Source organism: Acinetobacter sp. GW821-FHT01C12 (assembly GCF_059422625.1).
Window position 1 is genome coordinate 181,580 of record NZ_JBWKXD010000002.1, and the last position, 25,241, is coordinate 206,820.

Annotated in this window: 20 protein-coding genes and 1 pseudogene; 2 read left to right on the forward strand and 19 right to left on the reverse strand. The window is 37.4% G+C overall.

Annotated features, from left to right (window positions below; translation table 11 throughout):
- Positions 1-42: 42 nt before the first annotated feature.
- The 9 genes and pseudogenes from AC07WY_RS06480 to AC07WY_RS06520 all read right to left on the reverse strand — a co-directional run bounded on the left by AC07WY_RS06480 (position 43) and on the right by AC07WY_RS06520 (position 12,237).
- Positions 43-1,758, reverse strand: coding sequence for a putative 2-aminoethylphosphonate ABC transporter permease subunit (locus AC07WY_RS06480; protein WP_494735999.1), 1,716 nt, complete (start codon positions 1,756-1,758; stop codon positions 43-45).
- Entirely contained in the window at positions 1,752-2,945 is a 1,194-nt protein-coding gene (locus AC07WY_RS06485) for an ABC transporter ATP-binding protein (protein ID WP_419336785.1), read from the reverse strand. Before AC07WY_RS06485 ends, AC07WY_RS06480 begins: the two co-directional genes overlap by 7 nt.
- A 72-nt stretch (positions 2,946-3,017) precedes the next feature.
- Complete coding sequence (locus AC07WY_RS06490) at positions 3,018-4,019, reverse strand: putative 2-aminoethylphosphonate ABC transporter substrate-binding protein (protein ID WP_494736232.1); 1,002 nt, start codon at positions 4,017-4,019, stop codon at positions 3,018-3,020.
- Between the two features lie 149 nt (positions 4,020-4,168).
- A complete protein-coding gene (locus AC07WY_RS06495) occupies positions 4,169-4,903 on the reverse strand; it encodes a UTRA domain-containing protein (protein WP_494736000.1) in 735 nt (244 codons plus the stop codon).
- A 178-nt stretch (positions 4,904-5,081) separates the two neighbouring features.
- Positions 5,082-5,411, reverse strand: a complete 330-nt coding sequence (locus tag AC07WY_RS06500; protein WP_494736001.1) for a hypothetical protein — start codon at positions 5,409-5,411, stop codon at positions 5,082-5,084.
- Between the two features lie 331 nt (positions 5,412-5,742).
- Positions 5,743-5,984 (reverse strand): annotated as a pseudogene (locus AC07WY_RS06505) (DUF932 domain-containing protein); the annotation flags it as partial.
- A 184-nt stretch (positions 5,985-6,168) separates the two neighbouring features.
- Positions 6,169-7,800 carry a hypothetical protein gene (locus AC07WY_RS06510; RefSeq protein WP_494736002.1) on the reverse strand — a complete coding sequence of 544 codons (1,632 nt, stop codon included), beginning with the start codon at positions 7,798-7,800 and terminating at the stop codon, positions 6,169-6,171.
- Between the two features lie 691 nt (positions 7,801-8,491).
- Positions 8,492-9,730 (reverse strand): lipase family protein, encoded by a 1,239-nt coding sequence (locus AC07WY_RS06515; RefSeq protein ID WP_494736003.1) that lies wholly within the window; start codon positions 9,728-9,730, stop codon positions 8,492-8,494.
- A gap of 11 nt (positions 9,731-9,741) precedes the next feature.
- Entirely contained in the window at positions 9,742-12,237 is a 2,496-nt protein-coding gene (locus tag AC07WY_RS06520) for a TonB-dependent receptor plug domain-containing protein (RefSeq protein ID WP_004724830.1), read from the reverse strand.
- A 786-nt stretch (positions 12,238-13,023) separates the two neighbouring features.
- On the opposite strand from AC07WY_RS06520, the gene AC07WY_RS06525 reads away from it, so the two are divergent.
- Positions 13,024-13,974, forward strand: coding sequence for a LysR family transcriptional regulator (locus AC07WY_RS06525; protein ID WP_004724832.1), 951 nt, complete (start codon positions 13,024-13,026; stop codon positions 13,972-13,974).
- Here the strand turns inward: AC07WY_RS06525 and pcaF are convergent.
- The 3 genes from pcaF to AC07WY_RS06540 all read right to left on the reverse strand — a co-directional run bounded on the left by pcaF (position 13,958) and on the right by AC07WY_RS06540 (position 16,635).
- Positions 13,958-15,163 (reverse strand): 3-oxoadipyl-CoA thiolase, encoded by a 1,206-nt coding sequence (pcaF, locus tag AC07WY_RS06530; RefSeq protein WP_494736004.1) that lies wholly within the window; start codon positions 15,161-15,163, stop codon positions 13,958-13,960. The two genes, AC07WY_RS06525 and pcaF, sit on opposite strands and share 17 nt — an antisense overlap.
- Before the next feature lie 132 nt (positions 15,164-15,295).
- Positions 15,296-15,949: a 3-oxoacid CoA-transferase subunit B gene (locus tag AC07WY_RS06535; RefSeq protein ID WP_494736005.1), complete on the reverse strand. Its 654-nt coding sequence runs from the start codon at positions 15,947-15,949 to the stop codon at positions 15,296-15,298.
- A 2-nt stretch (positions 15,950-15,951) separates the two neighbouring features.
- Entirely contained in the window at positions 15,952-16,635 is a 684-nt protein-coding gene (locus AC07WY_RS06540) for a 3-oxoacid CoA-transferase subunit A (protein WP_494736006.1), read from the reverse strand.
- Between the two features lie 155 nt (positions 16,636-16,790).
- On the opposite strand from AC07WY_RS06540, the gene AC07WY_RS06545 reads away from it, so the two are divergent.
- Positions 16,791-17,159: a nuclear transport factor 2 family protein gene (locus AC07WY_RS06545; protein WP_494736007.1), complete on the forward strand. Its 369-nt coding sequence runs from the start codon at positions 16,791-16,793 to the stop codon at positions 17,157-17,159.
- Positions 17,160-17,197: 38 nt separating this feature from the next.
- Here the strand turns inward: AC07WY_RS06545 and AC07WY_RS06550 are convergent, their stop codons facing one another.
- The 7 genes from AC07WY_RS06550 to AC07WY_RS06580 all read right to left on the reverse strand — a co-directional run bounded on the left by AC07WY_RS06550 (position 17,198) and on the right by AC07WY_RS06580 (position 25,196).
- The gene (locus tag AC07WY_RS06550; protein ID WP_494736008.1) at positions 17,198-18,406 is read right to left on the reverse strand and encodes an OprD family outer membrane porin; all 1,209 of its coding nucleotides are present in this window, start codon (positions 18,404-18,406) and stop codon (positions 17,198-17,200) included.
- Between the two features lie 15 nt (positions 18,407-18,421).
- Positions 18,422-19,396, reverse strand: coding sequence for a formylglycine-generating enzyme family protein (locus tag AC07WY_RS06555; protein WP_494736009.1), 975 nt, complete (start codon positions 19,394-19,396; stop codon positions 18,422-18,424).
- Positions 19,397-19,534: 138 nt separating this feature from the next.
- A complete protein-coding gene (locus AC07WY_RS06560; RefSeq protein WP_494736010.1) occupies positions 19,535-21,253 on the reverse strand; it encodes an arylsulfatase in 1,719 nt (572 codons plus the stop codon).
- 117 nt (positions 21,254-21,370) lie between these two features.
- Complete coding sequence (locus AC07WY_RS06565; RefSeq protein WP_494736011.1) at positions 21,371-21,703, reverse strand: Rieske (2Fe-2S) protein; 333 nt, start codon at positions 21,701-21,703, stop codon at positions 21,371-21,373.
- Between the two features lie 2 nt (positions 21,704-21,705).
- Entirely contained in the window at positions 21,706-22,563 is an 858-nt protein-coding gene (locus tag AC07WY_RS06570; RefSeq protein WP_494736012.1) for a dioxygenase family protein, read from the reverse strand.
- Positions 22,564-22,591: 28 nt separating this feature from the next.
- Positions 22,592-23,659 (reverse strand): maleylacetate reductase, encoded by a 1,068-nt coding sequence (locus AC07WY_RS06575; RefSeq protein WP_494736013.1) that lies wholly within the window; start codon positions 23,657-23,659, stop codon positions 22,592-22,594.
- Position 23,660: 1 nt separating this feature from the next.
- On the reverse strand, positions 23,661-25,196 hold the full coding sequence (locus tag AC07WY_RS06580; protein WP_494736014.1) for an aldehyde dehydrogenase family protein: 1,536 nt from the start codon (positions 25,194-25,196) through the stop codon (positions 23,661-23,663).
- Between the last annotated feature and the right edge of the window lie 45 nt (positions 25,197-25,241).

A 25,241-nucleotide genomic window follows, 5' to 3' on the forward strand; every position in this document is an offset into this window, starting at 1 on the left:
ATGATTTAATTAATTAAAAAGATTGACTGAAAGATCAATTTGTTATGAATGTGTTTGCTCACGCCAACGTTGTGTCGATGCCATCATTTTCCGAGTGAATAACCAATGTAGCAACTTGACTGCACATGAGGTGAGTAAAATCAAAATACTCATCGCCACAGCTGCCACGGTATCACCTGCATCATCCATATTCAGCACCGCCACCGATGCCAAATTGGTATCAGGTGAATAAAGGAAAATCGCAGCTGAAACAGTTGTCATGGCATTGACAAATAAATACACCAACACATCACACAGCGCAGGAAAGGTTAAAGGCAAATATACTTTGCGGAACATTGTCCAATGTGAAGATCCTAAACTTTGTGCAGCATGATCAAGTTGATTCGGGATTTGTTGAATCGCATGCGTTAAGGTCAAATGTGGCACAGTGTAATAATGAATAATGGTTGAAATCACCAACAGCGTCATCGTACCGTAAACGAAAGACACAGGATTTTGCGGTGCGTTAAAGAACAAGATATAAGCAATACCCAACACCAAGCCCGGCACAGCCAATGGCAATAACACCAAGGCTTTTACATAGTTTTTTAGCAAAGGATGTGCTTTAAAACGGGTACTAAATAAGGCAATGATGAAAATTATCATCGTACCGAAAACTGTACTAAATAATGCCAATTTGATTGAGTTAAAATAACTTGCCCAGCCACCACCATCAACATATTCAAAACGATAATGATTTAAGGTCATTGACAAATCATAGGGCCAATAGCGAATGAATGATGCGAGAATCGCAGTCACAATAATCAGTAAAATGCCGCCTGAAATCATCCCACAAAATACAGTTAATGCTTTTTCAATTCGAGGATTGGCACGCAAACGATAAGGCTGAATTTGGAAATTTTGATAGCGTTCCTGATGACGACTTTGGTATCGATCAAAAATGAATGCCAACACCGCAGGACAGAGCAATAAAATCGAAATGACGGCACCCATGTTCATATTTTGTTGACCAATGATCTGCTTATATACATCCAACGCCATCATATTGAATGAGCCGCCAATCACTTTGGGAATCCCGAAATCGGTAATGACATAAGTAAATGCCACCAGACAGGCACTGACTAAACCATAACGAATCGCAGGAAAAGTCACAGCCCAATGGGTTTGTAGTGTATTTTTTCCTAAAGCATGAGAAGCCTCAATCAAATGTTGATCAATATGGCGAAATGCACCCATCATCAACATGACCATGGCAGGAAATAGCCAAAAGCAATAACTGATCAAAATGCCTAGTGGACCATAAATTTCCACCTCGCCTAGCATGCCCTTAAAAACACCTTGCTGACCAAACAAATACACCAAAGCCAATGAAGGCAAAAGTGAAGGCGCAAGAATCGGTAAAAATGCCACGGTTTTAAAGAAAGCTTTGCCTCGAATATTGCAATTGATCAATGCAAAAGCATAAACACTTGCCAAGCTCACCGTAATCAACATGGCTGTAATGGCGATCCACATCGAATTAAAAATCGATGAGATTAAGGCCGGATTGGAAAAATAAGCTGTAAAGTTATCCAACCCGACAAATTGATGCTGTTCATTTAAAAATGCGCTTTGCATCAATACGATTAAGGGTGCAATCAAACTCAAGGTGAATAGAATTGCTGCGACAAACAACACCGCACTTGAACGCAATGAATAACGAAAACGATGTGCTGTTTGACTACTTAATAAAGCATCTGCGGCAGACTGATTTAACATCTCGCATGCCCTCGTGAATCAAACACATGTAAGTCACGAATCGGCACTTGCAGATACATTCCATCTTGCACAACCGCCATATGTTGGTGATCCACATCAACTTGCAACATATTGTCATCGGCATGATTTTGGTTTTGCACCACGCAGAATAAACGACGTTTTGCGCCTAAAAACTCAGTGTTGACAATATACACAGCTAAATTTAAATATTCAGTAGAAGGTTCATTTCCAGCTACTAAATTGACATTTTCAGGTCGAAAAGCAATTTCATAATGTTCATCTTGGGCAAAGTTTAAATGTGGAAATTCAATAAAAGATTGCTCATTCATTTTTAAACGATGCGTATCGACCGCTACTGTCTGTATAAAATTCATCGAACCAATAAACTGTGCTACAAAACGAGTTTGCGGTTTGTAATAAATATTATGTGGCGTATCGAGTTGTTCAATCACACCTTTATTCATCACCGCCACACGGTCAGAAATACTTAACGCCTCTTCCTGATCATGCGTAACCATGATCGCAGGCAAATTTAATTGACATTGAATGGTACGAATTTTTTGGCGGAGGTTTAAACGTACCAACGCATCCAATGCGGACAAAGGTTCATCCAACAATAAAACATCAGGATTGGGCGCAATTGCACGGGCTAAAGCCACACGCTGTTGCTGACCACCTGACAATTGATTGGGATATTTTTCCGCAATATTGGGCAATTCAATTAAGTTTAATAATTCATTGATACGAAATTGAATCTCTTGCGCTGACCAGTGTTTTTTATGCAAACCAAATGCAATATTTTCCGCCACAGTTAAGTTTGGAAAGAGTGCATAGTTTTGGAAAACAATGCCACATTTACGTTTTGCAGTATTAAAATGAGTAATATCAATTTGTTGTTTAATCACTTTGCCATAATCAGGCTGTTCAAGCCCAGCAATGATGCGTAGCAATGTCGTTTTACCACAACCTGATGGACCTAAAAAGCTAACAAATTCACCTGCTTTCAGGTCAAGATTAATGTGTTCCAAGACACGGCTTGAACCAAATGATTTTTGAATATCCATCACTTCAAGCACTGTTTTTGATTCTGCCATTTTAAACGTTCTTAAAGTTGAGAGCAGATGCCCTGCCGAATTTGGCATGGCTTGCCCTGTCCTACTATTTTGTAAATGCGATGGAATTTGCATACTGCACCTAGTTTTTAATCGTTAATTTTGAATAACTGATTCTGAATAGCTTGTTGTGTGTACATGATTCAATTACTTTTCAAATTTTGCTGACCATTGTTTTAGAATTGATTCACGCTGTTCAGCTGCCCAATAAAAATCATTCTTCACCAATTGCCGCGCAAGATTTTTTGGGAAGTCTTGGTTTTTGCTGTGAACATTTTGATGTGCCACCATTGAAAAGTTTTGTGCATAAGCTTCATTGGCAGCTTGGCTAATGCTCCAATCAATAAACTTTTCTGCACTGCTGAGTTTTTTCGTACCTTTGACAATGGCTGAGGCTTCCATTTCCCAACCTAAACCCTCTTTTGGATAGACGATTTCTAAAGGCGCACCACGCGATTTCAACTTAAAGCCTGGATAACCAAACGAAATTCCAATGACCGTTTCACCCTGAGCCGCCATCTTGCAAGGCTTCGAGCCTGAATGTACATATTGAGAAATGTTTTTATCGAGTGCCTGCATATATTGCCAAGCTTGCTTTTCACCAAAAATTTGCATCCATGCAGTCACATCCAAATAGCCTGTACCACTCGATGCAGGATTTGGCATCACGATTAACCCTTTATAAATTGGTTTAGTCAGGTCTTGCCATGTTTGCGGAATCGGTAGTTTTTTCTTTTCCAATTCAACAGTATTGACACAAACAGCTGACTCCCAAGCGGTCATGCCTGTCCATGTTGGAATGTCCTTTTGGCTATAAAAATCGGTTTTAAGTTGTTCGACATGCTTCGGGCGATACGGTTGCAATAAGTCTTTTTTTTCCATGACCAATAAACTGGTCAAAGCAAGTCCCATCACCACATCGGCTTGTGGATTCTTTTGTTCTGCTAATAATTTTGCGGTGATCACACCTGTTGAGTCACGTACCCATTTTACTTTTAATTCAGGATGTGCTTTGCGTAATTCCCATTGATAACGCTTTAATTGATCAGCTTCAACCGCAGTATAGACCGTGATTTGCTCAGCATCATTCGAGGTTGAAGACGTGGTGCATGCCGTGCTGACACAAGCAAATAAAATACTTGTGCCCATGGCGAGGAGCTTTTTTTGCTGCTGTTTTAGATACGGGCTCATTATGACATTCCTAACGAATGCTGCTTCTTGATAGCCTGTATTTCAACAAAAGTTTATGACAATTTAATTAATCTGGTTTAAACCAGATTAATTATTTTAATTCTTTATCATGACGCTTCAAAATGCAAATCGAGTACATCATGTAACCAATATTCTTGGTCAACATCGGTAATTACTCCATTTTGATCGCAGTTGGTACGGCAAATATATAACCCCATACTACCAACATTGACATGCAAAGCTTTGGCTTCTTGTTCTGACAATACTGTTGGATAGAGATTAATATGCGCTCGGGTCAATTGCCGTTGATAGTGCTCTGCCATCAAAGTCGTAATAGAACCTTCTAATTGTTGTTCTAAGAATTGAGGAAATAAACTTGCATTGATACGTAAATGTTCAACTACCGCAGGACGACCATTGATACTACGACGTCGCCACATCGAATAAATATCATCACCCACCGAAATTTTTAAATGTGCTGCATCCCAAGAGGTCGCTTGCACCAATTCCGCAGAAATCAATTCCGTACTTGGTACACCCCCTTGCTCAGTCACATATTGGTTAAAACTTTTGGTCGATTGCGGGCGGTAAATAATTCGTGGCGCACGAACAAACCAACCACGGCGATCTAAACGATAAATCAGACCATCCATTTCCAAAGCCAATAATGCTTCTCGAACAGCGACACGTGTAGTAGCAAATTGTTCCATCAACACACGCTCTGAAGCGAGTTTGGTATTGGCACTCCATTGCCCTGACTCGATCTCATGGGCAATAGCATCTCGAATGGCAATATATTTGGGAATACGTGGAGAAGTCGTTTCTTGAACAGGCATACACATTTATTTTGTGAAAATTTCTTCTAATATACTCAAATATCATGTCTAAGCGATGACATTTTTAAAATAAGCATAGTTCATACGCAAATTTTATGTTTTAAAAAGCTCATCTTTTGATGAGCTTTTGGAGATCACAATGAAATGTGTTGAGTCTAAAAGACTCATCATTTTTCTCAAAGAATTACTTATTTGTTTTGTTTGGCATCTCCATATTTGAATGATCCATATCCTTCATTGAAGATGGCATATTGGTCATTTTTGAATGATCCATTTGTGACATTTCTGAAGCGTTTCCATGCTGATGTTGCATTGAGTTATTTGTTTGAGTTTTAGAATCCTTGTTTGTTTTACAATTTTTTTCACATTTCTTTTGTTTTTTGTCTATTGGCTGTTCATCGACTGTTCTAGTCAACACTTTGTCTTCATCCTCATGTGCCCATGTTTGAACTGAAGTCATTAAAGCACCCATACAGATTAAAGCTGTTACACTTCGACTAAGTACATTTTTCATGAGTTTCTCTCAGATTAAGTTTGTTCACTTTTACAATAAAATAATTTGCCAAACTTTAAAGTGACATGAAAATGATATTTTAGTCAGCCAGAATTATATTGGGTGGTATATCTATCAACATAACTGTAAAGGATTCATGGGTATCATCAGAAAAAGTAGGTAACTCTTTTATAAGCATGTTTGCAATAACCTCATTCATTACCTGCAAAATAGCTAAAAATGGCTTTTGTGAAGATGCTTATCCAACATACGATATGACAGGTAAATCTATAGTGGTCAACAGACTATGACCTTTATAACATTGCTAAACTTTACCTCCAATTACAGCTTCTTTTCCATTCAGTTCAGTTTTATTGGCATCAGCTGTACTAGCTACTTGTCGATAGAATTGAATAATAAAATGTTCATCTTATTCTTTAATACAGAAACTGCTGTTATTAAGCATTGCATCGAAATAAGTAGCGGCTTCTTGTTGAGACACTTTACGTTGACCGAGTTGTTTTATTTGATACAGGTTTCATCACATACCCGTACAGAAATACCCAACTGATGTTTGATTCCCTCCACATCATATAAAAGTGCAAACTGTGCAGATCTGGTAAGCTCTTTAATCCGTCCTGCTCTACGTTAACCACAATGAATTAACTAAACCTCATAATTGAGTTATCACTTAAATTTGATAAACTGAAAAAGATTTCAACGTCTAATTGTTTATGCAATAAAGGATATATCTCAAAGATTCGAACGTAAAACTTCATTAATGATTATGATCACCAAATATTTTTTCCTTGCTATTTATTGTATACATTTCATCAACTTGATCTTTTCTAAACACAAGTTGTCTTTTATTAAATTTTGAAGTTTCACCATCATCAGTATAGCTGTAGTCCATAATATTATCTGTATAGCCTTGCTGGTATCTGAATTTGTTCCCATGAACATTAAATGTATGTAACAAGCCAAATGTATGGCAAAGTTCATGAGAAAATGTTTTTAGGAATCCTTCTTTGGTCGCCATTGCATCCTTAAATACAGCAACTGTATTCGCCCATTTAAGCTCATTAAATGCTTCTTTAGAGTTCATATCTATCTTTTTAACTCTCGGAGTCAAAAATTTTGATTTAGGTTTATAACTAGCACTACCTAAAACATTCATCCACACTGGTTGGCTAATTTCTTTCTTTGAAATTGGATCATATACATTTTCAGTTTTTGGAGTTTCACTTACACAAATCGGTGCAAAGAAAATATAATTCTTTTGCTCAACTTCTGAATATATTGATAGTAACTTGTCTTCTACTTTTCTCTTCCTATCATATAGATCAATTAACTCGCGTTGAAATTCTTGAGACAAATCTTCTTCCACGTTAATCGTTTTATTTCTTATGCTATTTTGACTTTCTTGCTCTAGAGTATTTGAACAAACCTCAAGAAATTTTTTACCATAGGCTTCTGATATTTCTTTGGTCCACCATTTTTTTACAAAAGCACTTACCTCAGCATCTGTTTTCGACAATCTATCTAGATCAAAAATATCAGTCTTAAGGACTTGAACAACCATAAGGCACTGATTAAAAATATTATACTTTAAAGCTTTTTCGTAATTTTCAGGTCTTTTAAGTATTTCCCCATTTACTTTTACATCAACAATCACTAATCCTTTTGTGATTACTTGATCATTTCTGGAAAGATAAATTATGCCAACTTCCTTTTTGTTTTCGCCACATTTTGCTATAACAGTAATACTTTCATTTTGCTTTAAAACATCTCCTAAACAATGAACTGTTATTGCCTTTTTCTTTTTATAAGCATATCTAGTTTTGGTACCTAAATTCACCTTAACACGCTCTGAGTCAATAAATCGACTTAAAGGTTCTTCAATATAATCTGTCTGTTGATTATTATTAAATGTTGAAATTTTTATTGAGGTATTAGATGCTTCAAAGATCAGAACTGTACCATTGACTGTAAGTTTATCTTGGTAATATGCATCAATTACATCTTGATGTATTTCTAAATCAAGAACTGCACCTTGAGCATTTATTTCTTCACTACCCAAAACACCTTTACAACCAGAAGCAAAAATTGATAACCAAGAGGGAAAATAGTTAGGATAACTAATTTCTTTATTTACACTTCGAACATAGTTATCTTTCAATAATGAAAATGTAAAATCATGACTATATGCATAAATAACAGGGTCTTTTATTTCTTTTATTGTCAAAATAGGGTATATATATTCATCTCGAACCCAATCAAAACCAAATTCACCATTATATTCATCTACTGGTCTTCCAATTTCATAAGGCCGTCTAAAATGTACTGAAAAATCTCTTAAACAACTCTTAGACAATGCATCTTTCTTAGGGCTAGACATTATTTTATTCACAAGATTAGACCTCACACCTTTTATATCTGGCTAAAATAATTATTCTCGTAATTAAACTCAATATAAACTCCTAAGTAGTCTTCATAGAAAGCTTTAGAGTCTTAGTCATTTTAATTACATCCTTAGCAATTAAAAAATCATACTTTTTGGATAAATACGTTTTAAGTTTCTCATTTCTAAATCTTATACTTTCTAAAAGCTAAATTTTCTTTTAAAAAATTTCAGTATACATCAGATTCAATACAATACAGTTTAGCTAAGTATATTTTTCTCTTAGATTTATATAAAAGTAAACGAACACCAGCAGATATATCAAAAAACAGCATAAACTTTGCTTCTTTAGTTAAATTCTCTCGCTCAATAATTAACAATAAAAACATTATAAATAATATCCATACAACAAACACCAAATTATTATTAAAAAACAAATTATTACAGCAATAAATTTATTTATTTTTAGATCTAATTTTGGTGCTTCCATCAAACAACTAAGAGTAGCTCCAGCTAGTGTTTTTCTTTAGTTCATTTTCTCTAAATGTACTATTATTATACCTTTTAATCAAAACATTAATTACTAGTTAGATGAAAATTAAATACAATAAATCAACAAAAAAATAGCATTTAAGAGCTAAATACTATTTCCTTTATGAACAAGTCACGCTTTTTAAAAAAGCATATATTAATTCAAAAATTACTCCAGAATAGGCTGACAAATCGGCTTAATCTTCTGATCTGCTAAAACTTTTTTTGCAAAAGGAACAGCATCTTTCATGGAGATAGGCACAGCATCACTATGCCCATAGCCTGCATAAATATGCCCTTCAATAATTGTACCAGCCTGACAACTGTCTTTCATTAATTTAAGCTGACCTCTCACATCGGGTGTTTTGTCATTTGCACCTGTTGTAATAAATACAGGATGGTTAATTTTTAATGTTGGAAAATAGCCAAATTTTTCCTGCATTTCTTCAATAGTTTTAGTATAAGTCTCGTTTGGTTTTTCCTTTAATACATTGGCAAAAGTCAGACCTGCACTCGTCACATCACGTTGTAAAGTGATAATACATGTATTTCTTGCTCGCTCCACGAAAGGCAACGCTTTTTCAGTAAAGACATCCTCTGTTTTCAACTTTGGATTATAACTTTGTGCTGCGATGAAGCTATACATCGGTAAAGCAATTGCTGTAACAACTTCATGTGGATTAGAACGAATGATCTCTTGTTTATTTGCATTTCGATCTCGATAAATAACCCCCGTTGCAACCGTACCTTTAATATTGAGCTTTGGCGCATATTGTGGTGCATATGCAGCTGCAGCAAATGCACCTGCCCCACCTTGTGATTCTCCTGACAAAATCACTTTATTCGCAATTTTTAAGTTTGCTTGAATTACTGCCGTAGCACTATCGAGCATGTTATAGGCTAACATTTGATTGTTAATTAGCCAATGTGCGCCTTGCGTTCCTAAGCCTTCATAATCTGTTGCAACCACTGCAAACCCTTCGTCAAGCCATTTGTCTAAATGTTCAACACCGATATATAAACGACCTGCCCAAGAAGGTGCACATGTATCAGCTAAACCAACAGTTCCATGGCCCCAAACTAAAAGTGGCCATCCACCTTTGGGTGGCGTCCCTTGAGGAATGAATAATGCCCCCGAAACAATAGATGCTTTACTCGAATCTATACCACTAGTCGATGAATATAAAATTCGATATTGAGCTGATGCTTTTGATTGACCAATATAAGAGGGGGTTAAATCCTCTATTTTAAGTAAAGTACCTGATACTTTAGGAATTTCTTGATTCCACTCATAAAAATCGGATAAATAACTATCCCCAACCAAGTTCTCTGGGTACGTTTTTGCCTGTGTTAAAGGTGAAACAAGTAAACTCAATGCTAAAACAGCATTTAAAATACGCATTTTCATTGAACATCTCCTTAGAAATCATAGGTTAATTTGCTATACAAGAATGTTCCATTTCCCCCTTCAGGTGCATTAAAACTATATTTCACTACCCCACCAACACTGGTATTTTTTGCATGATCTGGAAATGAGTTGAATAAGTTATAAGCACCAATATCTAAACGTAAACCTTTTAAAATATCAGGTTTAAAACCAATATTTAAATCTGCAACCCATTGCTCTGAGAAATTTTGGTCAAATGCTGGACGTGTGCTATCAACTGTGCTCCATTCGCCATAACGACGAAGTTGTGCTGTCACATCCCAATTGTGAATACGCCAATCTGCGCCTAAAGTGAGCTTATTTTTAGGTGATGCTGATTCAATAATTCCTTGCGTACTACGCCCCGCAATTGATTCAAATGGAATTATTTCACCTTTGGCTGTAATTGCATTACGTGTCTTGGTAATTTTGTTTTGATTTGTACTAAAGCCTAAATTCAGCTTTAACTTGCCATATTTTTCCAAATCCATCAGATAATTTGAAGTAATTTCTAAACCACGAGTTCGGGTATCCAATAAGTTATTAAAAAATGCGACATTATTAATCTCGACATAAGGGGTACCTGCAAAGGCATTTTTAATTACATTTCCAGTAATATTATCTGATAATAAAATCCTGTCTTTTATATCAATTTGATATAGATCTAAAGTCGCAGATAAATTTTGTGTGGGTTTAAACACAAATCCAATAGACGCATTTTTTGACTTTTCTGGGTCTAAAGCCTTACCACCTAAAAGTAAAGCGGCTTCACTTCCAGGCAATAATGTTCGTTGTGAAACGTCTTGATATTCACCATTTGCTTGTAAAACAGTTTGACGACTATACGCAGAAAAACCCAACTGAGTAATTGAGGGTGCACGATAACCTGTACTATAAGTACTACGCACAGCAATTTTAGGGTCAATATCATATTTTAAAGACAACTTCCCATTGGCAGTACTACCAAAATCTGAATAATTTTCAGCTCTAAAAGCTGCCCCAGCAACTAATTTAGGAAGGATTTTTGCTTCTACATCAACATATCCACCAAATACATTTCTTGATATCTTACGTTCATCTTGGTCAGTAATACCTGAATAAATCTCTGGCACACCCACGCCAATGACTGGACTAGGATTAAAGTATGGACCACGTGTATAGGAAATTCGGTCACCTGCAATTTGTTGGTATTGTTCTTTACGGTAGGCTATACCTGTTGCAAAAGTGATTGGCTCATTTAAAAATGCTAAAGCAATTTGTTTTTGATAATCCAAGTTCACATTACTTTGTTCATTAATATTTTCGCCAACTTTATACTCAGATGGAGAGTCATAACCGTAACTTGGATTTATCCCATTAGTGTAAAGTTGAGCTGCTTTATTACGACCATAATTCACTGAGAAATCTAATTTTCCATCCAGAAAATCATTGTCTTTCAACCCTGCTGTAATTGCATGGTCATACAATGAATATACTGATGTCGTGATTCTTCCATGTGGATAACGTGCTAAATAATATGGGTTTTGATTTAAAGTTGTATTGGTTGAAGGTGGCTGATAAAAGTTTTGCCCAACGCTTTCTTTATAACCATAAGTTGCAAAACCATACAATTTAATCGTATCGGTAAGTGGTAATTCGCCATTTAACACTGAATTGACTTGGTCATTTACCTTTGGTGAACCAAAACGCCAATTACGATATGGTGAGTTTGCTTCTAAATATTCCGCATTAGGATAACTTTGTGGATAGAATCTACGGTTATCTGGGTTGGTATTATTCGCATAATCTTGACTGCCATATTCAATGGCGAAGGTTAAGCTTCCATCATTCGGCAAAGAAAATCCTTTCCATAATGATAACTTATGTTGTTCGCCTTCACCTGATGAAAACTGCCCAAAACGATAAGAGGCTGCACCATGGTCATCATCATCTTTGAGTATGATATTAATCACACCTGCTATTGCATCTGAACCATACTGCGCAGCAGCACCATCTCTCAAAATTTCAACTCGTTTAATTGCATTTAATGGAATTAAACTTAAATCTACAGATGCCGCACCACGACCATTCGCTAAATTTTGTCGAGTAAATATTGCACCTGTATGGCGACGCTTACCATTAATCAAGACTAAAACCTGATCAGAGGCTAAACCGCGTAATGATGCTCCTGCTGGTATTTGCGCAGCAAATGCACCCGCTGGTTCTAAAGGGAATGTAAATGACGGTGCTAAAATTGTTAGTGCTTTAGATAAATCAGACGTTCCAGTATTTTTCAACTGTTCTTCAGACAAAATATCGACAGGTGCTGGTGTATCCAACGGGCTTTTAACAGCTCGGCGACTTCCCGTTACGACCACTGACGCTAAAGTAACAGCATCAATATCCTCATTACTTTTTTGTGGTGTTTCATTTGCAATTGCGATGGCACTAGTTAGAGCACTCAGAACAAATATTGAAGATTTCAAGATAGATGGTGTGAGTATATTCATATGCATTTCCTAGAAAATGATCTGCTTTCTGCAAACTCAATGCCATATTTATTATTTAATACTAATCAGATACTTATATTATTTTAGTCTACTAATAGTTGCTTTGATTTAAACAAATTTTCACCAAAATGCTCATATAACAACTTAAAATTATTGAAAACATATAATTATGGTTATTGTCATTTCTAACTTAAAAATTATGCTACAGAGGAAACTATATGAAATTACAAGATTAAGACTCAATTGAAAGGTAATCTTGAGCCTAATTTAGATAATTTAAAATAGCTATCACGTCCACTAATCCTTTATAAAAAGGTAACTTACACAAAATAATTTAAGCGCTAAACCAAATTCATTTTATCAATTTCGGCTATATATAAACAACTTTCAGCATATTTTCTAAAGCTCCCATTGCAAGTGAGATTTATATCGGGGTATGAGGCTTTACCATCGTCTCAAAAAATTGATAAAACTTTAAATATTAATCTTTGTCTAAGTAGTTTTGATTTTGTGTGTTTATCTTTTGATCCAGTATATCATAGGTTGTTTGAGTCCAACCAGTTCGAGAGATGTCTGCGATTGATCAAAAGCGTGGTTGTAAGAAGATTAATTAATTGTGAGATAGCTTTTTTGGTACAGGCTTGTTCATCTTAAAATTATATTGCTGATTTCGCCTATACTTGTAAATAAACTCCAAACTAAATTTTAGTCTAACAAATGCTATTATGGAATTAAGAAATTTTAATTTTACCAGCAAAATTAAGAAATTATTAGAGGAACGCTGAAATGGATAAATTACAATGCATGGAAGCATTTGTAAGAGTAGCTGAGAGTGGCAGCTTTATTAAAGCTGCAGAACAATTAGGAGTAACTCGATCAGTAATTAGCAATCGAATTCAACAACTAGAAAATTTTATTAAAGCGCCACTTTTTCACCGTAGCACTCGCTCCGTAAGGCTTTCAGATATTGGTGAAAAATATTATAGGGAGTGCGCATCGCTTATAAAAAGTTTTGAAATACTAGCTGATGAAATGGCACATGCTACTTCAAAAATGCAAGGTCGTCTGAGAATCCATATGGCACCTGGTTTTGCCATAGATTATTTTGGTCATTTTTTAGCTACTTTTTTAAAAGAGTACCCTGATCTAGATATCGATATTGTCGTCAATGATCGAATTATTGATCCTATTGCAGAAGGTTTTGACATTGTTTTTCAAATGTTTCCTCCAACAGGTGAAAGCTTAATTGAACGTAAACTATTTAATGTCAATCGTGTCTTATGTTGCTCGCCTAAGTATCTCCAGAATATTAAACATATTCTAGTTCCTGAACAGTTAAAAGAAATTCAAATTGGATATTACTCTGGCTACCCTACTCGAAATAGAATTCAATATTTAAATGATAATGAATTTAAAGAGATGGAAATAAATATACAGATCGTATCTTCATCAGTTCATTTATTGCGTGATTTTGCGTTAAGTGAAGGGGGGATAGTATGTCTACCTACGTTAGTTGCCCATAAATACTTAATGAACAACCAACTTACCGCCATCCTATCTGACTTTCCATTATTAAATTATAGCTTACGAGCCGTCTTTCCTGCGAATTCAAAAAATCTTTCAAAAATTCGTAAACTTTTAGACTTTTTAATTGCTCGTCTAGATACAATTCCTGATTGGGATATTGAATTAATACAACATAATCACTTATCTGATAAAGTTAAGTTATTTGAATAATCAAGGCAATACCTTGCCCTACCCCAATACACATTGAACATAGGGCATATTTACCTTTGATCTGTTCAAGTTGATTTAAGGCTGTGGTCACCAGTCTGGCACCTGATGCACCCAAAGGATGACCTAAAGCAATCGCCCCACCATTGGGATTGACGCGTGCATCATCATCTGCCAAACCTAAATCACGGGTTACCGCCAAAGCTTGGGCAGCAAAAGCTTCATTCAGTTCAATCACATCCATTTGCGCTAAACTAAGATCAGCTTGTTTAAGCAGTTTCTTGATTGCAGGCGCGGGTGCAAAGCCCATAATTCTTGGTTCAACACCCACCGTGGTTGCTGCAATAATTTTGCCACGTGGTTTTAATTGGTATTTTTCTACAGCTTCATCTGAAGCAATCAATAACGCCGCTGCACCATCATTAATCCCAGAGGCATTGCCCGCCGTGACCGTACCATCAGCTTTTACCACACCTTTAAGTTTTGTCAGTGCAGCTAAAGTGGTTGATGCACGTGGATGTTCATCAGTATCCACAAGCACAGCATCACCTTTACGCTGTGAAATAGTGACGGGCACAATCTCATTTTGGAAAAAGCCTTGAGCTTGTGCTGCTGCGGTACGTTGTTGGCTATTCAGCGCAAACTGATCTTGATCCGCACGGTTAATATTGAATTGTTCTGCCACGTTTTCAGCAGTTTGTGGCATGCTGTCCACACCATACAATTCTTTGAGTTTTGGATTGATAAAGCGCCAGCCCATGGTGGTGTCTTCAATCTTTTGACTACGTCCAAAAGCACTGTCCGACTTACCCATCACATAGGGCGCACGGCTCATGCTTTCTACGCCACCGGCAATGATTAAATCTGCTTCATTGGCTTTAATGGCGCGAGCTGCCATAGCAATCGCATCCAGTGACGATCCACATAAACGGTTGACAGTGGTTGCTGGCACTTGGTATGGCACACCTGCCAATAATGCTGACATACGCCCAACATTACGATTGTCTTCACCAGCCTGATTGGCACAGCCATAAATCACATCATCGACTTGCTGCCAATCTACCGTTGGATTACGCTGTATCAATGCTTGAATTGGAATAGCACCAAGATCATCTGCACGGACTTGCGCAAGACCACCGGCATAACGACCAAATGGGGTACGGATGGCATCTATGATGTAAGCGTTTTTCATGTTGTTTATATCCTTAAATAATCTCCCTTGCGCTGCTACTACCGTAGCTCACCTCTTTGTAAAAGAAGAAGTTCCCCTCTTTCATAAAGAGGGGTTAGGGGAGATTTAATCATTCCGCAAGGGAGGGATTTATTATCCCTGTGTCGCATCAATCAATTGAGCACCCGTCAAAGCCTGTAATTCTTCAAAGCTCAGACCTGCAACTTTTTCAAGCACTCTTAAGCCATCAGTGGTCACATCAATCACGCATAGGTCGGTATAAATACGATCAACACAATGCTTACCTGTTACTGGATAGCTCAGTTCTTCAACAATCTTAGGTTCACCTTGCTTGGTCACATGATCGGTGGTGATAAAGACTTTCTTGGCTCCTACAGCCAAATCCATTGCACCACCCACCGCAGGAATCGCATCTGGCGCACCGGTATGCCAATTGGCAAGATCGCCATTGGCTGCCACTTGGAATGCGCCCAATACAGCAATATCCAAATGTCCACCACGCATCATGGCAAAGGAATCACCATGATGGAAAAACGAGCCACCCGTTAGCATGGTGACATATTCTTTGCCTGCATTAATCAACTCAGGATCTTCTTCACCTTTGGCTGGTGGAGGACCAAAAGCCAATAAACCATTTTCAGAATGCAGGAATACATCTTTATCTGTTGGCAGATATTTTGAAATCTTGGTCGGTAAACCAATACCTAAATTGACATAAGCACCATCGGGAATATCTTGGGCAACACGTTCAGCAATTTGGTCACGGCTTAGTTTTTGGTAGCTCATTGTTATTCTCCATTACCATTAGCTGCATCAACTGCAACCACATGCTGAACAAAAATTCCTGGGGTAATAATGTGTTCAGGATCGAGTTGACCTAATTCAACCACCTCTGAAACCTGCGCAATGGTGACATCTGCAGCCATCGCCATGATTGGACCAAAGTTACGTGCTGATTTGTTATAAACCAAGTTGCCCCAACGGTCGCCTTGATGTGCTTTAATCAGTGCAAAATCTGCTTTAATCGGATATTCAAGCACGTAGTCTTTGCCATCGATATGACGAGTTTCTTTACCATCTGCCAATAAGGTACCAAAGCCTGTTGGGGTAAATACTGCCCCTAAGCCCATTCCTGCGGCTTGAATACGACACGCAAGATTACCTTGAGGAACCAGTTCCAGTTCGATCTTGCCCGCATGATAGAGTTCATCAAATACCCAAGAGTCAGACTGACGTGGGAAAGAACAAATGATTTTACGGACTGCACCCGATTTAAGCAGTTTAGCCAGACCGTAATCGCCATTACCTGCATTATTATTGACAATCACCAGATCTTTAACGCCAAGTTCAATCAGCCCATCGATCAGCTCTGCGGGTTGTCCTGCTGTTCCAAAGCCACCAATCATAATGGTCGAACTATCTTGGATTTGAGAGAGCATCTCGGCTAAGGATGCCGCACTTTTATCTATCATAGGACTTACTTATCATTTATAGGCTTATATTTATTATATTGAATAAAGAAATTGTCTATTCTTTTAATTATACAAACTGATTGTTTCCATTTTAGAAACAAATTCCTCCTCCAATTTGAAATAGAATAAATGATTTAAACCTCGGATTTTATTTTATGGATTATATTCACCTTGTAAAAATGGCTGAGAAAGAACGCTTTCAAGCCTTAACACAAAAAGATTATAAAAAATTTGAAAGCTTATGTGATCCAGAACTGATCTATGTGCATAGTAGTGCTAAAATAGATCATCTTTCTAGCTATATGCAAAAATTAGAAAATCAGTATTATATTTATAAAACAATTGATTATAATATTGAAAATATTGTCGAGTTTTCAGATAACCTTTTAACTTTTGCAATATTTGAAGCTGAACTGCTTTTACAAGGTAAACCTGTTAAATTAAAAAATCGCACACTGTCGATATGGAAAAAAACCAAAGATAGTGTTGTTCTTTTTGCTTATCAACCGACGCCTATAAAATAAATCAAAGAGGGAAAAATCCCCTCTTGATTCTAAAATCTTTAAAAATTCATCGTATAAGTGGTAAAGAATCTATTCTCAATGTAATCACCTTTAAGATCATTTTTATAATTTAAGTTTAGCCACTGAAAACCAAGTCCTTTAAATCGTCCTTCATTCATACGATAATTCATAATGATATCAAATTCACTTTCATCAAATCCTTTTTGACCATTGATCATATAGTTTTGGCCATCTACATAACGGAGTAAAAGATTTAAACCTGGTAATGCCCAACTTGCATCATGATTGAAGGTAACATGATATGAAAGTTCATTTGCCTTATTGAATGTACCTTGTGTCCAGTTAATATAACTGAGGACAGGAACGGCACTATCTAACATTGGGAAATTACTATCTCCTTCAATTTTTTGGATGCCCAAACCAATAGTATTTGGCCCGTAACTAATCTCGTGAAGTAGCCCAATATATTGGTTATCTATATTACCAAGCAGTTCAACACCTGTTTCTTCTGTATAATAATATCTAAGTTTAGTATTGAATCTAAATTGTTCAATACTATTTTTATAGTTCAGTCCTATAGAGTATTGATTATATAAATCTTCTAATTCACTCACAAAAATCTGAGTCTGTAATTTATTATCGAAAGCTTTGTGCTTTAAATCAATATAAGCCAATCCATCAGATTCTTTTTTGTTGACAGAAATTTTTCTAAAATCTTCTTCATTTCGTGGTGAATATTTATCTAAATAGCCAATATCCACATTTAACTGTTCATTCAATTGACCAGAATATAATAGACCTTGATAAATAGTGATCAGTTGCCGACTATAATCTGTAGTCGCCAGTGGCGTATCTACCCATTGTTCTCCCCAAGTGACTTTGTGATTTTTATGCTGTACCCCCATTGATCCAGCTACTTTATTATAGCTTGAAGCCTGTTTTTGTGTATTTACATCAAAAGGTAAAATCATGTCATTTAAATGCTTATCTTCGCTCAAACGTCTCGCATATTGTACCGATCCAGTAAAAAGCAACTTTGTGTCATCTGATAATGCATATTGAGTATTACCACGTGCAATAACACTTTGACTCCAGCTTCCTACTGAGGGTTTGGCTGAGTCATCAAAATTCCGATCGGCATATAGGTTTTTTAGTATTACATCAACGTTAATCTCTTTTGCATAGGTGCAGTTCACCATTGCCACCATTGCTGTAAACAATGGCACTGCAATTATATTTTTATTCATATCTAATCCATTAAATTATTTAATATTTTTAATCGTCCTAAAACCGACATGGCTGATAGCCAAGTCAATTTCTTGCGGGTGCCGGGCAGAAGCTCGATAGCGCTGACAATAATTCGCTGCACAAAGAAATGATCCTCCTTTGATCGTGTAACGATTAAATGTTTGAGCTTGATCTGTATTGAGCTGTTGCATGCCCATGTGATCATCATGTGTGCCTTTGAATGGACTATTTGTGTATTCCCATACATTTCCAATCATGTCGAATAAACCAAATCCATTGGCCTTGAAGCACCCTACTGGGGCAACGTCAGTGAACCCATCTTTATTTTCATTTTGATATGGAAACTCTCCTTGCCAAACATTTGCATCAACATGTTCGCTATCGGCATGAGTATCATGTACTTTACTAAAACCTTTAGCTGCATATTCCCATTGCTCTTCAGTAGGTAAATCTCGACCTAACCAGTTTGCATACGCCACCGCATCTTTCAGTGTAATCATCCGGACAGGTTCGTTTGCCTGAATTTTCTGTTCAGCAATTTCTCCCCAAGGCTGCTTCCAGTTTGCACCTTTGACTAAACTCCACCATGCCAATTCTGATACTGGCTGTGTCGGCTGATAAAATACAGCTGCTTCACCCTGCTTTTCCGCTTCAGTCACATAACCTGTTTCGTTTACAAAACTTTGAAACTGAGCATTAGTGACTTCTGTCGCATCGATCCAGAAGTCACTGACTGTACGCTCACTTTTATAAAGTGCTTGCTCTTCTGGGTAGCTTTTATTGTTCCCAATATTGAACGTTCCACCATGAATTTTGACCATACCTGCCTGAGGGTCTTTTCGCCAATCATGAGGAAGCCCCAAATATTGTTTACATTGGGCTAAACTTCCTAACTTCAGTGAAGTTTTTACGTGTTCCTGCTTTGGAGGAGCACCACAGGCTGCTAGAAAAATACTCCCCAACAGCACTACACTATGAAAACTCTTCATGCCAAAATCTCTTAGACAGCCAGCAAAATGATATTTTCTAGTGAATACAAGATGAACCCATCACCAGTAGATGATCAATCAACATTGATAAGCTCGTACCTTGATTCAATAGGAAACTACTTTTTGTTTTTATATGGGTTATTGCTTAGATAATTTTTTTAAGAACTCAGGTTGAATACACTTATCGTAGAAGCAGTTCATTTGGCCATATTTATAACGAACAGGAGCCTCCACCACACCAACACGCTGTGCGTAATCCGCCCAATCTTTTGCTAACTCTTGCATTTTTGTTGGATTTTGAGATGACAAATTCTTCAAGAATGATGGATCAATTTTTCGATTGTAAAGTTCCCATTCACCAGTGCCATAAGGTGGTGCTTGATATTGAACAGCCCAATCGCCCTTATACAAAGCTCTGCGTGTATTAAATTCCCACCCTAATGCACGTTCTGGTAATGCTCTTCCCTTAAACGCAGATAAGAATGAACGACCTTCCATTTTTAATAATGAGTTACCTTTATAACTTTCAGGTCTTTGAGCACCTGTCAGCTCAAGTATTGTTGGGACAAAGTCGATCACATGAATCGTTTCAGGTTGAATCTGTCCAGATTTAATTTTGCTTGGATAACGAATAATGGCTGGAACATGAATTCCACCATTTGACAAAATACTTTTGAAATAAGGCAGTGGCGTTGATGCAACCTGCGCCCATTGAGGCCCAAGTGTTACATAAGAACCTTTTTTACCCATATTTTCTGGGCTGTTATCAAATGTGGTATCTACCCATTCACGAATACCATTTTTGTCTTCAGTGGTGCCTAATGATTCTGGTGTGGCAGACTCTGCACCATTGTCAGACATAAATAAAATCAAAGTATTATCAAGTTCACCACTACGTTTGAGATAATTAATCACACGACCAATATTATGATCCATGTTATCAATCATCGCTGCATAAATTTGCATGGTCTTCACTTGATCTTTTTTCTGTACCTCGGTTAACTTATCCCAAGCTGGGAATGCATCTACCAACGGGTTATTAACCTTGGTTCCTTTTGGCATAATGCCTAATTTGATCATACGCTCTAAGCGTGTTTGACGAATTTTTTCATAGCCATCTTTGTAGTATCCATCATATTTCTTTAAATATTGATCTGGTGCTTGTAAAGGCCAGTGTGGTGCAGTAAAAGCCAAATATCCAAAGAATGGTTGACCTTTTTTACGGTCATTTTCCATATAGGAAATCATTTTACTGGTAAAGAAGTCACTTGAATAAAATTCTTTTGGTAAAGTTGCCTCCTGACCATCTTCAAAATATCGTGCTTTATAATTTCCAGGGAACATTTGGCTAGCATCCATATGTGCAGCACCTCCTGGCATGAGTGTAAATGAGCGATCGAAGCCACGCGCTTTTGCATGGCTATCTTCCGTTGCACCCAAATGCCATTTACCTGTAACGAATGATACATATCCCTGCGTTTTTAAAATTTCAGCTAGGGTAATAACACGATTATTCAAACGACCTTCATAACCTGATTTACCTTTCTGTTCTGGTTGTAAATATTCTGCCATCGTACCAAAGCCAGCTTGGTGACTATCGTTACCTGTCAACAACATTGAACGAGTCACTGAGCAAGTAGGACCCGTATGAAAATTAGTTAAAATAGCACCTTCTTTAGCCAATTTTTTAATATTCGGGGTAGAAATCTCACCACCAAAAGGCTCTGTATCAGAAAAGCCAAGATCGTCAGCCACAATCACCAAAACATTGGGCTTTTTAGTGTCAGCTGCAAACGCCAAAGACGAAACAAGTATTGTCGGTATAAATAATGCGAGTATAAGTTTCTTCATAACCATTGAATTTTCCTTAATTTAGTTAAAATAAATGTCATCCTAAACATGTCTAAATTAATCTAGTTCCATCGCTTAAAAAATCATCTTTGATCAACTTCAGTGTTCACGAATTCAGAACAATTATTTAAAATAGAGATCTTGATTAATTTGTTCATTTTCAACTTTAATTAAACTTTGACCTTTGCATGGTCCATCGATACATAAACCTGTTTCTATATCAAAAAGTGCTGAATGGTGTGCGCACATAATCACTTGATTTTGGTAAATTGAAAATTGCCCTGAACGGTAATCAAGCTGTACTAAAAAATGAGGGCAAACATTTTCATAGCTGTAAAACTTCCCATCTTTGCGAATAATCACAATGCTTTTGTCTATTTTTAACGGATGATTGACTTTTAAGACCTGTTGATCTGAAAAATCACCGACCTCACAAAGCTTGATTCGTGTCGACATCATCATTCCCCTTGACTGAGAACAAAGTCATATTCGATTAAGTTATAGTTTTGATTGAAGGTAAATTGAGTCTGATCTTCCACGCTGGAACACTGTTGCTGAAAACCAACAATTAACCGATCTTTGACGCCAAATACGGCATCAGTATTCAAATATTCATCATCCTGAATAAATAAGTGAGTGACTAAAGGTTGATACCCTTCAGCTGTGATCATGAAATGAATATGTGCAGGCCGCCAAAAATGACGTTCGGAATAATTTAAAAGTTCACCTACTGTTCCATCAGAAGGAATCTGATAACTGACTGGTAAAATAGATTTAAATGCATATTCACCCTGCATCTGACTGATAAATGCACCACGTAAGTTGGAGATTGTTTGCAGAGGATCTTGCCCCGAATACATGCCATTTTCTGCTGTTTGCCATACTTCTATTTTGGCACCCACGATTGCTTCACCCTGCTGATTTAAAATTTTCCCTTTAACTAACAGGGGAATTTCATCACCAATATTTTTCTCAATAATACTTTCTGCATAGTTGCGGATCGGCATATTGGCAATAAAAAATGGACCAAAAACAGTACTCGGTGTTTGTGCTAGATTTTTGCTATGGTTAATTTCATCCACCAACATAGATACGCCAAGTACATCTGAAAGTAAAATATATTCTTGACGCTGGTCATGACAAAGTTGCCCTGTTCGCGTCAAGAAATCTATTGCCACTTCCCACTCTGATTGGGTTAATTCCACCTCATTGATATATTGATGAATCGCTTTAACTAATTTTTGGATTAACATTTTAGAACGTGGATTTTGAATCTGTTCAAAACTATTTATTGCACTCATCGTGACGTCATGCATATCAAAACTCCCTTTTTGATCAAGCAAATTATCTCGGCTCTAAACCGAGATAAGCCCTTTGAAGAAGTGTTTCCAATTCATCTCTTTCATAACTTCTCGGATTGTAATATGGGCTTTCACAGGTAATGCGAGCCACTTCGCTTGGACCGTCTTCTGGCAACCCAATATCTTTTAAAGCCAATGGAATACCCAGTTGTTGATTAAGTTTATAAATCAGTTGTCCAACTTGTTCATGACTTTGCCCACCGAGTGCCTGAGCAAGTTGATCCATGGCTTGGATATCTGCCTTGCGGTTATAATGTGCTGAATATGCCAAAGTAATAGCATGTGCCTGTGCATGGGGTAGATTATAAGTTCCACCCAAGGTATGACAAAGTTTGTGATGAATTGCCATGCCAACTGAACCCAAACAAATCCCAGCAAGCCAAGCACCATAAGTGGCTTGCTTACGCGCTTCGATATCTTGTGAGTTTTTCACAATTTTTGGCAAAGCCTGACTAAGTGACTTAATCGACTCAATTGCCATCATGCTAATAATCGGATTTTTATCCTGTGCATACAGTGCCTCAACCGCATGTGCCATTGCATTCATTCCTGAACTTGCGGAAATACCAGCAGGTAAAGTCAGACTTAATTCAGGGTCATAAATCACGACTTTAGGAAGTACTTTGATATCTTTGCCTGTTTTTTTGAGATTATTTTCAGTCAAACCATAGACTGTGGTCATCTCACTACCTGCATAAGTCGTTGGAATAGCGACAATTGGAATTCCAGTTTTTAATGCGATCGCCTTAGCAAGTCCAATCGTCGAACCACCACCCAAAGCCAAACAACAGTCAATATTCTTTTTGGTTGCAAACTGAATCGCTTCATCAGCAACACCGGTTGGAACATGCATCACTGCATGTGGGTAAACACCCACAGCCAATTCACCCAACTGCTTTGCCATCATTAAGCCTGTTTCTTCTTGTTCTGGTGTTGTAATCACCAGAACTGAAGAAAAGCCATTGTCCACTAAAATACTTTTGGTCTTTTGCGATTCTGCATTTCCAAAATAAACATTGATTGGGAGTGCTTTATAATGAAAATTTTGCATTTCATTCCCCTCGTTGAAAGTGCGGCGGTATTATGGCATCAACATTGATCCATACCGATTTAACTTCGGTATAGTCATGGATCGCCTCAAAGCCCATTTCACGCCCATAACCTGACTTGCCTACACCACCAAATGGGCTACCTGGATTGACACGTTTATAGCTATTAATCCAGCACATGCCAGCTTTGATTTTCTTAGCAAATAAATGTGCACGTTGTAGATTGTTTGTCCATAAACCACTTCCCAAGCCGTATTCAGTCCCATTGGCGATTTGTAATGCTTCGGCATCATCCTTAAAACGAATAACAGTAACAAAAGGACCGAAAACTTCTTCTTGCGCAACACGATCATCTACTTTTGCTTCAACGATAGTTGGCATGACGAAATATCCATTTTTCAAACGAGCATCTTGCGGCGCAGTACCACCGAGCAAAATTTTCCCACCTTGCTCCACTGCAATTTTGGCGTATGCCAAAACTTTGTCACGATGTAATTCTGATGTTAAAGGCCCCATTTCTGTATCTGGATCTAAAGGATCACCTAAACGAATAGATTGTGCTAAAGCAACGAACTTCTCTAAAAATTGATCTGCAATTTCTTCATGTAATACCAAACGCGAACCCGCAATACATGCTTGCCCCTGATTATGGAAAATTGCCCAAGCCGCACCATTTACAGCGGCATCAAGATTGGCATCTTCAAAGACAATATTCGCCCCTTTACCACCCAGTTCAAGCTGTACACGTTTCAAGTTGCCTGAAGAGGCATTGACAATACCGCGCCCTGTTTGTGTTGATCCTGTAAAAGAGATTTTTCCAATATCAGGATGATCAGCTAAGCGTTGACCTGCGGTATGGCCATAACCTGGAACAATATTCACCACTCCATCAGGAAAGCCAGCTTTTTTAATCAATTCAGCGATTTTGAGGGTGGATAATGGTGTAACTTCTGAAGGCTTCATCACCACAACATTACCTGCTGCAAGTGCTGGACCAAGTTTCCAACTGGTAAACATCAGTGGGAAGTTCCATGGCACAATTTGACCAACCACGCCAATCGGCTCACGTGTGGTATAGTTTAAAAAACCTTGTTCAACGGGAATCACATTGCCTTCAATCTTGTCAGCAATACCACCAAAATAACGGAAACAAGCTGCTGTACGTGGTACATCTAAACGGCGTGAATCCTTAATTGGATGTCCAGTATCCAAAGATTCAAGCTGAGCCAATTCTTCTGAATTTTCTTCAATCAAATCAGCCAATCTCAACAATAAACGACCGCGTTCTGCTGCTGGTGTTTCCGCCCATGCAGGAAAAGCTTTTTGCGCGGCTTGCACTGCAACATCCACATCTTCTGCTTCTGCCGCAGCAATTTTGGTAATTACTTCACCTGTTGCTGGATTGAGTACATCAATCGTTCCACCACTTATGGCAGGAACAAATTTACCATTAATAAAAAGTTGTGTATTTACTTTCATCAGATCCAATACCTTTTGTTCAGGTACAACTGTCCCATCAACACGTAATTGCGTATTCATATTTAAAAACCTTTTGAATAGGGCTAAATCTACTTCACTGTTCGA